This is a genomic window from Microbacterium sp. Ag1 (assembly GCF_001005635.1).
GTDB classification, from domain to species: domain Bacteria; phylum Actinomycetota; class Actinomycetes; order Actinomycetales; family Microbacteriaceae; genus Microbacterium; species Microbacterium oxydans.
In genome coordinates this window covers 25,294-38,705 of the sequence record NZ_LBCR01000032.1, presented here as the reverse complement: position 1 = coordinate 38,705, position 13,412 = coordinate 25,294, and the positions used below count along the sequence as shown (strand labels likewise).

The 13,412-nt window shown below is 68.8% G+C and carries 11 protein-coding genes; 4 read left to right on the top strand and 7 right to left on the bottom strand.

All coding sequences use genetic code 11. From position 1 onward, the window contains the following. Positions 1 to 34: 34 nt before the first annotated feature. The 5 genes from AAY78_RS13385 to AAY78_RS13365 form a co-directional block, all read right to left on the bottom strand. A complete protein-coding gene (locus AAY78_RS13385; RefSeq protein WP_046748807.1) occupies positions 35 to 2,506 on the bottom strand; it encodes an ATP-dependent helicase in 2,472 nt (823 codons plus the stop codon). Positions 2,507 to 2,595: 89 nt separating this feature from the next. Then, positions 2,596 to 3,207, bottom strand: a complete 612-nt coding sequence (locus AAY78_RS13380) for a LysE family translocator (RefSeq protein WP_046748806.1) — start codon at positions 3,205 to 3,207, stop codon at positions 2,596 to 2,598. Positions 3,208 to 3,351: 144 nt separating this feature from the next. After that, a complete protein-coding gene (locus tag AAY78_RS13375; RefSeq protein ID WP_046748805.1) occupies positions 3,352 to 6,468 on the bottom strand; it encodes a lamin tail domain-containing protein in 3,117 nt (1,038 codons plus the stop codon). Between the two features lie 154 nt (positions 6,469 to 6,622). Next, positions 6,623 to 7,642, bottom strand: coding sequence for an ABC transporter permease (locus AAY78_RS13370; protein WP_046748804.1), 1,020 nt, complete (start codon positions 7,640 to 7,642; stop codon positions 6,623 to 6,625). Next, positions 7,639 to 8,598, bottom strand: coding sequence for an ABC transporter ATP-binding protein (locus AAY78_RS13365; RefSeq protein WP_046748803.1), 960 nt, complete (start codon positions 8,596 to 8,598; stop codon positions 7,639 to 7,641). Before AAY78_RS13365 ends, AAY78_RS13370 begins: the two co-directional genes overlap by 4 nt. An 89-nt stretch (positions 8,599 to 8,687) precedes the next feature. Between AAY78_RS13365 and AAY78_RS13360 the strand changes: the two genes are divergently transcribed. Continuing rightward, positions 8,688 to 9,086: a YccF domain-containing protein gene (locus tag AAY78_RS13360; RefSeq protein ID WP_046748802.1), complete on the top strand. Its 399-nt coding sequence runs from the start codon at positions 8,688 to 8,690 to the stop codon at positions 9,084 to 9,086. 40 nt (positions 9,087 to 9,126) lie between these two features. Next, the gene (locus AAY78_RS13355) at positions 9,127 to 9,588 is read left to right on the top strand and encodes a hemerythrin domain-containing protein (protein WP_046748801.1); all 462 of its coding nucleotides are present in this window, start codon (positions 9,127 to 9,129) and stop codon (positions 9,586 to 9,588) included. A 16-nt stretch (positions 9,589 to 9,604) separates the two neighbouring features. Here the strand turns inward: AAY78_RS13355 and AAY78_RS13350 are convergent, their stop codons facing one another. Further along, positions 9,605 to 10,591, bottom strand: a complete 987-nt coding sequence (locus AAY78_RS13350; protein WP_046749046.1) for a glycerophosphodiester phosphodiesterase family protein — start codon at positions 10,589 to 10,591, stop codon at positions 9,605 to 9,607. Between the two features lie 90 nt (positions 10,592 to 10,681). Between AAY78_RS13350 and AAY78_RS13345 the strand changes: the two genes are divergently transcribed. Then, entirely contained in the window at positions 10,682 to 11,602 is a 921-nt protein-coding gene (locus AAY78_RS13345) for a Bax inhibitor-1/YccA family protein (RefSeq protein ID WP_046748800.1), read from the top strand. 168 nt (positions 11,603 to 11,770) lie between these two features. After that, on the top strand, positions 11,771 to 12,043 hold the full coding sequence (locus tag AAY78_RS13340; RefSeq protein WP_045263759.1) for a GlsB/YeaQ/YmgE family stress response membrane protein: 273 nt from the start codon (positions 11,771 to 11,773) through the stop codon (positions 12,041 to 12,043). 61 nt (positions 12,044 to 12,104) lie between these two features. Here the strand turns inward: AAY78_RS13340 and AAY78_RS13335 are convergent, their stop codons facing one another. Next, positions 12,105 to 13,400, bottom strand: a complete 1,296-nt coding sequence (locus tag AAY78_RS13335; protein WP_046748799.1) for an RNA polymerase sigma factor — start codon at positions 13,398 to 13,400, stop codon at positions 12,105 to 12,107. Between the last annotated feature and the right edge of the window lie 12 nt (positions 13,401 to 13,412).

Genomic DNA, 13,412 nt, shown 5'->3' with positions numbered 1-13,412 from the left:
GAGGCTCCGCCGACGCGGGCGCACCGGGACGGGGTCAGATCTTCTCGATCGGCGCGACCTTGATGAGGAGCTTCTTCTGTCCCGCCGAGTCGAACCGCACGTGAGCGATGCGCTTCGCGCCCTCGCCGGTCACCGCGTCCACCCGTCCTTCACCGAAGTCGACGTGACGGATGCGGTCGCCCGCGGCGAGTTCGAGGTCGCCGTTGTCGCGCATCTTGGCCGTGACCCTGTTGGGGAACTTGTCCATGGCGGTCGACAGCGGCTTCAAGGAGTCTCGCCCCGGCAACGACTTCACCGCGAAGCGATCTCCGGAGCCCGATCCGCCGAAACCGCCCTGACGACGGGCGTTCAGCGCACGCGACTGCATCCCGCCGCGCGAGTTGACGTCGCCCGGGGACTGCCGCCAGTCGATCAGGTTCGCGGGGATCTCCTGCAGGAAGCGGCTGGGCATCGCGACCGTGACCTCGCCGAACTGCGCGCGGGTCATCGCCAAGGACAGGTGCAGGCGCTTGCGGGCGCGGGTGATCCCCACGTAGAACAGTCGACGCTCCTCCTGCGGCCCTCCGGGCTCTCCCGCCGAGATGCGGTGCGGGATGAGGTCTTCCTCCACGCCGGTGACGAACACCGCGTCGTACTCCAGGCCCTTGGCGGTGTGCATCGTCATGAGCGATACGGAGCCGGATTCGTCGTCGAGATCGTCGGCGTCGGACACCAGGGCGACCTCGGTCAGGAAGTCGGTGATGGTGCCCTCGGGGTTGTTCCGGGCGAAGTCGCGCGTGACGGCGACGAATTCGTCGAGGTTCTCGACGCGTGCCTCGTCCTGCGGGTCGCGGCTGGCTCGCAGCGCGTCGAGGTAGCCGCTCTTCGACAGCAGCAGGCTGAGCCCATCGGCCACCGAGGTGGGCGGCGGCACTTCGCCCGTCGCCGGCAGCATGATCGCCGTCGCTTCGGCGAGCACCGCGTCGAGCTGCGCGATCGCGGCCTGGATCTTCGGGCCGACGCCGAGCTGGCCAGGAAGCGACAGGGCGTCTCGGAACGAGATCCCGTGTTCCTCTGCGAAGCGGGCGATCGCCGTCTCCGTGACATCGCCGATGCCGCGCCGCGGCTTGTTGAGGATGCGGCGGACGGACATCTCGTCAGCGGGGTTGGCGACAGCGACGAGATAGGCGAGCGCGTCCTTGATCTCGGCGCGCTCGTAGAACTTCGTGCCGCCCATGATCTTGTACGGCACAGCGGAGCGGATGAAGATCTCCTCCAGCGCGCGGGACTGCGAGTTCGTGCGATAGAAGACGGCCATCTCCGAGTACGGCATCCCCTTGCGGTGGAGTGCCTCGACCTCGTCGGCGACGAACTGCGCCTCGTCGTGCTGGGAATACCCGGTGAAGCCGATGATGGCGTCACCGTCGCCCTTGTCGCTCCAGAGCTTCTTGTCCTTGCGGTCGAAGTTGTTGCCGATCACGGCGTTCGCGGCGGACAGGATGTTCTGGGTGGAACGGTAGTTCTGCTCGAGCAGCACCACCTTCGCTCCGGGGAAGTCGCGTTCGAACTCGCTGATGTTGCGGATGTCGGCACCACGGAAGGCGTAGATCGACTGGTCCGAGTCACCGACGACCGTGAGCGACGCCCCGGCCTCACCGGCGCCCGGTGCCGGCTCAGGGTCGGGCTCGAAGATCATCATGCCGTTCGAGGCATATGGCTCCGATGCCGCACCCGCGCCCGACACCGGCCGGGTGAGCTCGTGGATGAGCGCGTACTGGGCGTGGTTGGTGTCCTGGTACTCGTCGACCAGGATGTGCCGGAACCGACGGCGATAGGTGTCCGCCACCTGGGGGAAGGCGCGGAACAGGTAGACGGTCTGGCCGATCAGATCATCGAAGTCGAAGGCGTTGGCCTTCTGCAGCTGCCGCTGGTAGTCGGCGAACACCTCGACGAATACGCGCTCGGCGGGATCCGACATGTTGGCCTGACGCGCATAGCCCTCGGCATCGGACAGCTCGTTCTTCAGCTTGGAGATGCGACCCTGCACCGCGGCGGGGGTGAGCCCGTACGCATCGGCCTCGTGCTCCTTCACGAGTCGCTTGATGAGCGCGCGCGAGTCGCCGGAGTCGTAGATGGTGAAGTTCTTGGTGAATCCGAACTGCTGGGCCTCGCGACGCAGGATGCGCACGCATGCGGAGTGGAAGGTCGAGATCCACATGCCGCGCGCGGCGTCGCCGATGAGCCCTTCGACACGCTCGCGCATCTCGCCGGCGGCCTTGTTCGTGAAGGTGATCGCGAGGATCTGGCTCGGCCACGCCTCCCGGCTGCGCAGCAGCGAGGCGATGCGGCGGGTGAGCACGCTGGTCTTGCCCGATCCGGCGCCCGCGACGATCAGCAGCGCCGGGCCGCGATAGGTGACGGCCTCGAGCTGCTGAGGGTTGAGGCCGGCGAGGAGATGGTCCTGCCCCGGGGTTCCCGACGAGCGAGGACCGGCTGTGGAGGGGACGATGAGAGGAGCTTCGGTCATGGCCCTACGAGTCTAGGCGTCGGCACCGACACCACGGCACGGAACCCCGCCTCCCCGGAGGCGTGCAGCGACTGCGCGTGCAGGTGACGCTACCGGGTCTCCAGCGCAAGGCGTCCGGCCAGGAGCACGTAGGTCGCGGCGAAGGAGCGGCGCAACCAGGTCACGACCCTCGGCCGCCCCAGCACCTGGGTGCGCATCGTGGCGGCGAAGATGCCGTACAGCGCGAAGACCACGAAGGTGAGGGCCATGAACACGAGGCTGAGTCCTGCCATCTGCCAGGCGGCGTCCGGCGCCTGCGACGGCACGAACTGAGGGAGGAAGGCGAAGAAGAAGATCGTGAGCTTCGGGTTGAGCACGTTGATGAGCACCGCCGTGCCGATCACGCGCCACGACGAGCGCGGAGCAGGATCCTCTTCGGCCTGGATCAGCGACTTGTCGCGCAGCGTCTGCCAGGCGAGGAAGAGCAGATAGGCGATGCCGATCCACTTGATCGTCTCGAATGCCACGGCGGAGGCGTTCAGGATCGCGGCCAGCCCCGTGATCGCCGCGATCATGTGCGGGATGACGCCGAGCGTGCAGCCGAATGCGGCGATGATGCCCGCTCTGCGCCCACGGGATATGCCCTCGGCGATGGAGTAGACGGCGCCGGTGCCGGGCGTCGCGACGATCACCAGCGTGGTCAGCAGGAATGCGATGCTCATCGACGTCCTCTCATGCGGTTCCCCGCGCTCACACCCTGTCTAGTCGGTCGGGCGTCGTGCGCGCACCCCCTGGAGGAAGATGGCGCGGGTGCGCGGGTGCGCGGGTGCGCGGGGGCACGAGCAGATCGCACCCCCGCTCACGACTCAGGCCCCGCGCCGCCGACGTCCCATCGTCGCCGCGCCGGCGGTGAGCAGCAGCAGCGCCAGGACTGCAGCCGCGAGGGGAAGCTCGGATCCGGTGGCCGCGAGCCCACCTGCGCCGGCGCCAGCACCGGCCCCTGCTCCCGCTCCCGCTTCCGCAGAGATCCGGATGTCGGCCCAGCCGAGGAGAGCGCCGCTCGCATCGAACACCGCGATCCGATGTGCCCCGAGCGGTGCATCCGCCGGGATCCTCACCGCGATGGTGCCGCCCTCCGCGAGCGCGCCCGTCGCGATACGCGTCGGATCGGAGTACATCCATATCGCGACGTCCGTGCCAGCGCCCTTCGCGTCGACGGTGATCGTGACCGTCTGGCCTCGCGTCGCGACCGCGGGATCGACGGTCAGACCACCGCGGTTGCCGTCGACGAGCTCCGTGCCGGGAAGCGGCGGGATCTCTCCTCCAGGAGTGCCGCCACCACCGGGGAGCGTCCCGGTGCGCAGCGCCTCCGAGGCGAAACCGTCGGCGAACCACCAGACCGGCCGCTGCCCGTCGACCGAAAGCGAGGCCGGCGCCGTGGCGAAGCCCTCGTTGTTGATGTCGGGCATTCCAGCCGGGCGGGCATAGTGCGCGATGCCCGGCTGTGCGGTGCCGTTCAGCGTGATCTCGGCCGAGCGCCCCTGACACCCGTCGTCGCACACCGCCCAGAGGCTGTCGCGCACGCTGTCGTAGTCGAGCGCCATCACTCCGGCGAGGCCGGGAGCGATCTCCGAGACCAGCGTCGCCGAGCCGTCGGAGCCGAGCGCGAAGGCGTACACATGACCGTTGTCCTCGACCGCGACGAGGAACAGCCCGCCCCCGTGTCCCGCGTAGTCCTTCGGGTCGTATGCGGCGCTCTTCCGGTCATCGAAGAGCTTTCCGGCGAGCGCGGAGTCCGGAACCCACTGCACAGCCTCCATGCCGAGGTTCGCCCCGACCGCAGGCAGCAGCGAGGTCAGGTCCCACTCCTGCTGGGCGACGAGATCGCCGGGCGAGGCGTCGGGGTCGACCTTCAGCACCACGTTCTGGTTCACGCCCTTGGCGCTGTTGTCTCGCTCGGATGCGACGTAGACGAAGCCGTCTCCGTCGACCGAGATGCCTTCGGTGTCTGGACCTGCGGCTCCCGGGTTCGCTGCATCCTTCTGGAAGCGCACCCGCTTGCCCGCGTCCCAGCCGTCGACCTTCGTGATCGAGCCGTCGGCGTGTGCTTCGAGCTTCCAGATGCGCCCCTCGCCGTTGTCGACCGCCCAGAGGAACGCCCCGTCGGCCGTCTCCTGCACGTCGAGACCAGAGCTGTCCTCGAGGAACGTCGGGATGCTGTCCACCACGCGCACCTCGGCGGAGCCTGGCCACGTTCCCACGGCGACCTCGCCGGCACAGACGTTCGCGACGCCCTTCGTGGAAGCAGCGGTGACGGCGAAGGCGCCGGTGGTGTCGGGGCAGCGGCCCCAGGTGGTCGCGGCGTGGCCATCGCCCCACGAGGTCGAGTCCACGAGCAGATCTCCGTCGAACACCCGCACCGCATCGCCCGCGCCGAGTCCGAAGCCGAGCTGAGCCCGCTCGATCACGAGGTACTCCCCCGCTCCGATCGTGGTGCCGTCCGCGATCGCGTAGGCGTGCGCGTCATCGTCGTCCTTCACCACGAGGCCCGACACATCGAGCGCGGCGTCCGTCGGGTTCACGAGCTCCACCCAATCGTCGGGCGAGCCGCCGTCGGACTCGACCTCGTTGATGCGCACCGGGTTGCCGCACGCGTTGCGCAGCCCCTTGGTCGAGACCGCGATGTCGACGAAGTCCCCGACGCCATCGGCACAGCGGGCGAGGACGCCGGCCGCGTGCGCGGTGTAGACGTGTTCATCGACCGTGTTGCCGTTCGCGTCGCGGATCGTCACGGTGTCGCCGTTACCGAGGCCGAAGACGAAGTTCTCCGGCTGGTCGAAGACGAAGTAGCCGCCCGGCTGCAGGATCGTCCCGGACGGGAGCGGCGTGGTCTCGGCGGCGTGCCCCGTCGGGTCGCTGTCCATCACGGTCCAGCCGGAGAGGTCGACCGCTGTGGCCCCGGTGTTGACGATCTCGACCCAGTCGGTGGTGTCGCCGTTCGACTCGATCTCGTTGATCACGACGTCGGGCATGACGCACGAGTTCGTCGCACCGGGAGTCGGGTGGGCGAGCACGAACGCCCCGACGCCGTCGGGGCAGCGAGCCAGGGTCGCCGCGGCGAAGTCGCCGTCGATCGCCGCGTGGCCCTGCCAGGGCAGCGTGTCGTCGATCATCGCGCCCGAGGCGTCATAGAGCCGGATGCGGTCGGCGCTGCCGATGCCGATCGGCTCGCGGAAGGCCACCTCGACGCCTCCGGAGAGGCCGATCGTCCCCTCCTCGACGACGAGGAACTGTCCCGCTCCGATCTGCGTTCCCGGAAGGAACTGCCAGCGGTGATCGTCGGAGTTGTCGCGGATCTCGTAGCCCGAGATATCGAGCGCTGCGGTGCCGGGGTTGAAGAACTCCACCCAGTCGGCCGGCTGCGAGTCGACCTCGTTGACGACGATGGAGCCGTCGACGGGAGCGACCGCGCAGTCGTTCGGCGCGCCCGGCGTGACCGTCGTCGCAGGTGCCCACGGCCCCGTCCCGTCGGGACAGCGTGCCCACACCGACAACGGCGCGGTGTTCTCGTACGCATAGGAGTCCGCTTCGGCGCCGCTCGGATCGAACAGCACGACCTCGTCGCCCTTGCCGAGTCCGAAGGCGAAGTCGACGTCTTTCACGAGCACCAGGAACTCCCCCGGTGCGAGAGACGTGCCATCCGGCGCCTTGCCGAAGCTGTCGCGCTTCTCGTCGGCGATGGTCCAGCCGGTGAGGTCCACCGTCTCGGCGCCGGCGTTGTAGAGCTCGACCTGATCGGCGAGGCCGCTAGCCGCGTCGTCGTAGACGATCTCGTTCAGCACGAGGCTCGGAGCAGCCGAGATCGCTTCGGTCGGACGGATGCCGGGATCGGCGCCGATCGCGACGGCGGGAGTGGCGAGCAGGGCGGCGGCGCTCAACGCGCACACCGCCGTGACCGCCGCTGCACGATGCATGCGGGGCATGGAGGACTCCTGGGTGGCTGGGCCGGCAGCCTCCGCGGGACGCGAGGACGGTCCGGACGGGACTCAGTCGGGTACCAGCCCAGACCAGCGACCCCGGATGGCCGCCGAGGATCCCTCGGGTGCACACCAGGTGAACAGGAGGTGGCGATTCCCGTCAGGCGATTCGCGTGCCAGGAGGCAGACGCCGGGCGGGGGTGCGGGTGCGCGCCCATGCCCCCGCGAACAGCGAGCCGGCGATGACGACCTGCACTCCGAGTCCGACGAACCAGCTCGGCACCGTCGATTCGATGACCTCTTGCGGTGTGCGGTATCCGCCATCGGGGTCACAGGCGTCCCAGCGCTGTTCGAGCGGCGACTGCTGGGCGCTGCGCAGGCCGTACTTGATCTGACCGAACAGGTCGACGGGGTAGCCACCGGTCGCATACTCGGTCGGGGTGGCATCGGCGAGCACGACGAAGGGGTTCGCCGACAGGGTCCACCAGACCAGATCGAATCGCGGCACCTCCTGCATGCTGTTCACCTCCCAGCGATCGCATTCGGGGTTGCCGTTCGCGTCGTACGGGCGGGAGTAGACGGTGGCCTCGCCGCGCACCGCCATGCCGCCGAGTCCGAACGCGATCAGCGTTCCGAACACGAGGGCGGCGACCACGAGATACGTCGTCGCCACCGAGAACAGCGGGCGCGCGATGAGACCGCTCAGGCCCACGCCGATCGCGGCGACGATGATGATCTCGGCCGCGAGCACGAGCAGGGAGACGAGCAGCACGACGGGGTTGGTGCCTCCGCCGAGCAGGGAGAGCCCGAGGAACGGAACCGCCACGACCAGGAAGGCACCGCCGGTGGCGACCGCAGCGACGAGCTTGCCCAGCATGATGTCACCGGTCGATGCGGCGGTCACCTGCACCGCGGCGAGGGTGGCGGCATCCCGATCGCCGTTGATCGCGTTGCCGCTGAGCGTCGGCGAGACGAGCACGACCAGCAGCAGGACGACGTTGACCACGATCGAGTACACGCCGGCGCCGATCGCGTCGCCCCACGAGTACACGGCGAAAGACAGAGCCGTGACGCCGAGCAGTACCAGAGCGAAGACGCCGAGCAGCACGTACCACCCGACGCTGCGCAGCCGCTGGGTCAGTTCCAGTCGGGCGATGATGCCGATGTTCGCGAGGCTCATGCGCCCGCCTCCGTTCCGGTGGGTGCTGGGGGCGGTGACGCCTGTTGCAGGTTCAGGAAGGTGTGCTCGAGCTGGCTCTGCGCCGGCGCGAACTCGACGACCGGGAGTCCCGCCTCGACGAGGTGCCGCAGTGCCTGCGCCGCAGCCCCCTCCCCTTCCAGGCGGACGAGCACGGCACCGCGATCCTGTCCGAGCGATTCGGGCGCAATGCCGAGGGTCGATGCCACCTGCCATGCGTCGGCCTTCGTCCGCTCCTCCGTCGCGCCGGCGAGACGCACCCGCCAGGCCCGCATCACGCGCTGTGCCGGCGCAGCGTCGACGACGGAGCCGGCGACGAGGAACACCGCGTCGTCGACGACCTCGTCCAGCTCGGAGAGGATGTGGCTGGAGATCAGCACGGTGCGCCCCTCGGCGGCGAGGCCGCGCAGCAGCACGCGCAACTGCACCCGCGCTTCGGGGTCGAGGCCGGAGGCCGGCTCATCGAGGAGAAGGACCTGCGGATCGTGCACGAGGGCACGCGCGAGTCCGAGCTTCTGCTTCTGGCCACGGGAGAGCACCTTGGCCGGGGAGTCAGCGAGGTCGGCCAGACCGACGAGGGCGAGCAGCTGCTGGGCGCGGACCTCGGCATCGGGCTTCTCGATCCCGTACAGACGGGAGGTCGTGACGATGGTCTCGCGAGCTGTGAGCGACGGCCAGGCGCCGAGCGCGTCCGGCATCCAGCCGAGCAGACGTCGCGCGGCGAGCGGGTCGACCGACGGGTCGACACCGCCGATGCTGATCGTCCCCGCGTCGGGAGCGAGCAGGGAGGCGAGCATCAGGAGCAGCGTCGTCTTGCCCGCACCGTTCGGACCAACGAGGCCGGTCACGCGCCCCGGCTCCGCACGAAGAGTGGCCCCCTTCACCGCCTGCACCGTCCCGAATGCTCTGCTGACGTCTTGCACAACGATTCCGGTCATGCGGTCAGTCTGGCATCCGCACACGGTCTCGGCCGGGACCTCCGGGCGGATGCTCAGTCCCGGCGGGGCGGTGGTGACACAATCGGCTCATGCGCACGATCCTCAACATCATCTGGGTCATCCTGGCCGGATGGGCCCTGTTCCTCGGGTACGTCCTGGCCGGCATCCTGCTGTGCATCCCGATCATCACGATCCCGTGGGCGATCGCCTCGTTCCGCATCGCCGCCTACGCGATCTGGCCCTTCGGACGAGAGGTCATCAGCAAGCCGACCGCCGGGGTCGGATCGTTCCTCGGCAACGTGCTCTGGGTGATCCTCGCCGGCTGGTGGCTCGCGATCGGCCACATCGTCTCGGGCATCCTGCTGTGCATCACGATCATCGGCATCCCGATGGGCATCGCCGACTTCAAGATGGTCCCCGTCTCCCTCATGCCGCTGGGCAAGGAGATCGTCTCCACGCGGCGCGGGGCCTTCGACCGCACACTCTGAACGGGACGTCTCCTGCACTGAACCGATCTACACTGGCCCGATGGATGCCGCCCGCCTGATCGCCTGGGATCAGGAACTCCGGTCGGCGCATTCCCGTCTGCGCGCTGCCCTCGCTGCCACGCGCGACGCGCTCGGCCGGGGTGCGGACGTGCCGGATGCGACGTCGGAGCTCGTTCTCTACTGCATCGGCTTCTGCGCCGCCCTCGACGGTCACCACGGCGCCGAGGACCGGCAGCTCTTCCCTTCCCTGCGCGCCGAGCATCCCGAGCTCGGCGGAGTCATCGACAAGCTCATGCAGGATCACTCGATGCTCGCCCACCTGCTCGCCTCGCTGCGCAGTGCGGCCGAGCGCGGGGATGACGCGGCGACGATCGGCGGGCACCTCGACGGGATCGCGGCGATCATGGAATCGCACTTCCGGTTCGAGGAACGGGAGATCCTCGAACCTCTGCGCACGCTGACGCTCGACGACGACGTGAAGAGCGTGCTCGGCCCGCTCTGACGCGGTCGGAGACGATTCAGCCGCGGAAGAAGGCGACGCCGAGGTCCGGATGGTCCACGAACACCCCGTCGATGCCCTGACGGGCGAGGACGCCCCACTCCGCCTCATAGTCGCCGAACTCCCCGCGGCCGCCCGGACCTCGGAACTCCGCGGCGAGGAAGGCGTTCTCCGGTCGGCACGTCCACGTGAAGACCTGCAGTCCGCGCGCGTGCGCATCGGCGACGATCGTGTTGCCACGGTCGAGCAGCATCTTCTTGCTCACGCTGATGCCGTCGACCCGACCGACCAGAGCGTCGAGCCCCTTCGGCGCGACCGTCTCCTTATAGGTCAGCGCACGCTTGCCCTCCGCCACCAGCAGGTCGTAGGGACGCCCCGACGCCTCGATCAGATAGATGTACGAGGCCGAGATCCCGCGCTCTCGCAGCTGCCCGAGCACGGTCGATTCGAAGCACTCGATCACCAGGGGCAGCTCGCCCTCGGCCCATCCGGCGTCGTGCAGCTCGAGGTCGATGAGCGGGGCGAGCTCGAGGCCGATGCTCGCGAAGTACGTGGCGTGCTTGACCTCGAGCACCACGCCGATCTCGCGTCCGTGCTCCGCCGAACCCTCACGCACGATGTCGAGCACGTCGCGCAGTCGCAGGATCTGCTGAGCGCCGTCGAAACTCGCGCTCGAGGCCCGCACCTCCGGCAGACGCTCCCGGATACGCAGGGTGGACAGCTCCGCCCAGGTGAAGTCCTCGGTGAACCAGCCGGTCAGCGCGTTTCCGTCGACGCGTTTGGTCGTCTTGCGGTCGGCGAACTCCGGATGGTCCGCCACATCGGTCGTGCCCGAGATCTCGTTCTCGTGACGCACGATGAGCACACCGTCCTTCGTCGCCACGACGTCGGGCTCGACCGCATCCACCCCCATGGCGAGGGCGAGCTCGTAGGAGGAGCGGCTGTGCTCCGGACGGTAGCCGGGCGCACCGCGGTGCCCGATGACGAGGGGGAAATTCCTGGGCACGCTCTCAGCGTAGAACACCCCGGCGGCGCCCCCTGCCGAGTATCGTGGAGGAAAGAGACCTACTACCCCCCTTTGGAGTGAGGCCCACCAATGAGCAACTTCGCTTTCAACAACCCTGCTTTCCAGCAGCAGGACCCGCGCAACGTCGCGACGTACCCGGGCGGACCTCAGGCTGCCCAGGGCGCGCAGAGCGCCTCGCTCCAGCACGGGGCGATGGACGCTGCGGCCAACGCACAGCTCGAGGGCATGTACGCGGCACCGCCCGCCGGCGCCATCGAGACCGACCGCATGTCGGTCGAGGACACCGTCTGGAAGACCGCCGGCCTGTTCGGCATCCTGCTCGTCACCGCCGCGATCGGCTGGGTGCTGACGCTCGGCGGACTCGACGTCCCCCGCTACAACCCGTACAACCCCGCTGCCGTCAACGTGCTGCCGTGGGCCATCGGAGCCCTCGGCGGCTTCGTGCTCGCCATGGTCATCACCTTCACGTCGCGCAAGAAGGTGCGCCCCGCGCTCATCTTCGCCTACGCGGCCTTCGAGGGTCTCTTCATCGGCGGCATCTCGGCGTTCTTCGAGGTGCAGTGGCCCGGCATCGTGTTCCAGGCGACGCTCGCGACGATCTCGGTCGTCGGTGTGACCCTCGCGCTCTTCGCGAGCGGCAAGATCCGCGCCTCGAAGAAGGCCACCAAGATCTTCATGATCGCGATGATCGGCTACCTGGTCTTCTCGCTCCTGAACCTCGTCCTCATGTGGACGGGCGTGAACACCAACGCGTTCGGTCTGTTCAGCCAGGAGATCTTCGGCATCCCGCTCGGCCTCATCATCGGCGTCCTCGTCGTGATCATGGCCGCGTACTCGCTGGTGCTCGACTTCGATCAGATCCAGCAGGGCGTCCGCAATGGCGCTCCCCGCAAGTACGGCTGGCTCGGCGCCTTCGGCATCATGGTCACTGTCGTGTGGCTCTACGTCGAGATCCTGCGCATCATCGCGATCGCCCGCGGCAACAACTGACGCGACCGCGTCGCCACAGTCGCAGAGGCCCGTCTCCCACGAGGGAGTCGGGCCTCTTGGCATATCCGGGGGTGCACGCGCAAGGGGTTGGCACTCGGATCCGGATTTCGGCAGGCTTGTGGACAAGAAGCCCCGGCACCCCGGGGCTCCCGATCACAGGAGCTGACCATGAGTTTTCTCGGCTTTCTTCTTCTCGGCCTCATCGCCGGTGCCATCGCCAAGCTGATCCTTCCCGGCAAGCAGGGCGGCGGCTGGTTCATCACGCTGCTTCTCGGCGTCGTGGGTGCGCTGCTCGGCGGCTGGCTCGGCAGCCTGATCCTCAACCGTCCGCTGACCGAGTTCTGGGACCTGGGTACGTGGCTCCTCGCCATCGGCGGCTCGATCATCGTCCTGCTGATCTACGGCCTGATCGCCGGCCGTGGCCAGAAGGTCAACGACTGACGATCCCCCGGATCCAGACGCCCGCCCCCTTCGGCAGCATCACGCTACCGAAGGGGGCGGGTCATTTCTGTGCGCCCTGCGCCTTGCGCTCCAGCAGTGCGCGCTCCCGATCGTTGCCGGCGAGCGCCGCCGCGGTGGCGAACTCGCTGCGGGCCTCCTCCTCGCGACCGAGTCGACGCAGCAGCTCTCCCCGAGTGGCCGGCAGCAGATGGTAGCCGCGCAGCGCCCCGGAACTCGCCAGCTCGTCGATGATGCGCAGCGCGGACGCAGGGCCGGTTGCCATCGCGACGGCCGCCGCTCGATTGAGCTCCACCACCGGTGACGGGGAGATGCGGCCCAGCGCCTCGTACAGCACGACGATCCGATCCCAGTCCGTCTCGTCGACCGACGCCGCCACACCATGACACTCCGCGATCGCCGCCTGCAGGCAGTACGTCCCCCGGCCGCGGCCGAGCGCATCGGCGGTGGCGAGAGAGGCCCGGCCCCGCGCGATACGACCCCGGTCCCAGCGCCTGCGATCCTGATCGGCCAGCAGCACGGGGTCTCCATGTCTGTCCACCCGCGCGGCGAACCGGGCCGCCGTGAGCTCCATCAGGGACAGCAGACCGTGCGCCTCGGGTTCCTGCGGCATGAGAGCGGCGAGCACCCGGCCGAGGCGGATGGCCTCGTCGCTCAGCTCAGGACGCATCCATTCAGGCCCACTGCTCGCGGCGTGCGCCTCGTTGAAGATCAGATACAGCACCCCGAGGATCGCACCGATGCGCTGAGCCCGCTCCTCACGGGGCGGCACTTCGAACGGAGCGTTCGCGGCGGCGAGCGTCTTCTTCGCGCGGACGATGCGCTGCTGCACGGTCGCCGTCGGCACCAGGAACGCACGGGCGATCTCCTCACTCGACAGCCCGCCGACGACACGCAGCGTCAGAGCGACCTGAGCCTCCTTGGCGAGCACCGGGTGGCAGGAGATGAAGATCAGTCGCAGCACGTCGTCATCCACGGCATCCGGATCCCACAGCAGGTCGCCGCCCTCCGCCTGTTCCCGCTCCAGGTCATGCGCGAGCAGGGCCACCCTGTCGTCGAGTCGTTCCTGGCGACGCCACCGGTCGATGGCCTTGCGCTTCGCGACCGCCGTCAACCATGCCCCGGCGTTACGCGGAACCCCCTCGACCGGCCACTGCTGCAACGCATCGATCAACGCTTCCTGGGCCAGGTCCTCCGCGAGCCCGAAGTCACCCACCATCCGGGTGAGCGCGCCGACGATACGCGCCGACTCGATGCGCCACACCGCGGCGACGGCGCGCTCCGCCGACCCGGGATCGGGTGCCGAGCGCGCCGTCTCGTCGTTCACGGGAGGCGTCATCGCTGCTCGTCC

Excerpts from the sequence above, each read along its gene's own strand:
- AAY78_RS13385 (WP_046748807.1), bottom strand. The coding sequence starts at position 2,506 with ATGACCGAAGCTCCTCTCATCGTCCCCTCCACAGCCGGTCCTCGCTCG.
- AAY78_RS13380 (WP_046748806.1), bottom strand. The coding sequence starts at position 3,207 with ATGAGCATCGCATTCCTGCTGACCACGCTGGTGATCGTCGCGACGCCC.
- AAY78_RS13375 (WP_046748805.1), bottom strand. The coding sequence starts at position 6,468 with ATGCCCCGCATGCATCGTGCAGCGGCGGTCACGGCGGTGTGCGCGTTG.
- AAY78_RS13370 (WP_046748804.1), bottom strand. The coding sequence starts at position 7,642 with ATGAGCCTCGCGAACATCGGCATCATCGCCCGACTGGAACTGACCCAG.
- AAY78_RS13365 (WP_046748803.1), bottom strand. The coding sequence starts at position 8,598 with ATGACCGGAATCGTTGTGCAAGACGTCAGCAGAGCATTCGGGACGGTG.
- AAY78_RS13360 (WP_046748802.1), top strand. The coding sequence starts at position 8,688 with ATGCGCACGATCCTCAACATCATCTGGGTCATCCTGGCCGGATGGGCC.
- AAY78_RS13355 (WP_046748801.1), top strand. The coding sequence starts at position 9,127 with ATGGATGCCGCCCGCCTGATCGCCTGGGATCAGGAACTCCGGTCGGCG.
- AAY78_RS13345 (WP_046748800.1), top strand. The coding sequence starts at position 10,682 with ATGAGCAACTTCGCTTTCAACAACCCTGCTTTCCAGCAGCAGGACCCG.
- AAY78_RS13340 (WP_045263759.1), top strand. The coding sequence starts at position 11,771 with ATGAGTTTTCTCGGCTTTCTTCTTCTCGGCCTCATCGCCGGTGCCATC.
- AAY78_RS13335 (WP_046748799.1), bottom strand. The coding sequence starts at position 13,400 with ATGACGCCTCCCGTGAACGACGAGACGGCGCGCTCGGCACCCGATCCC.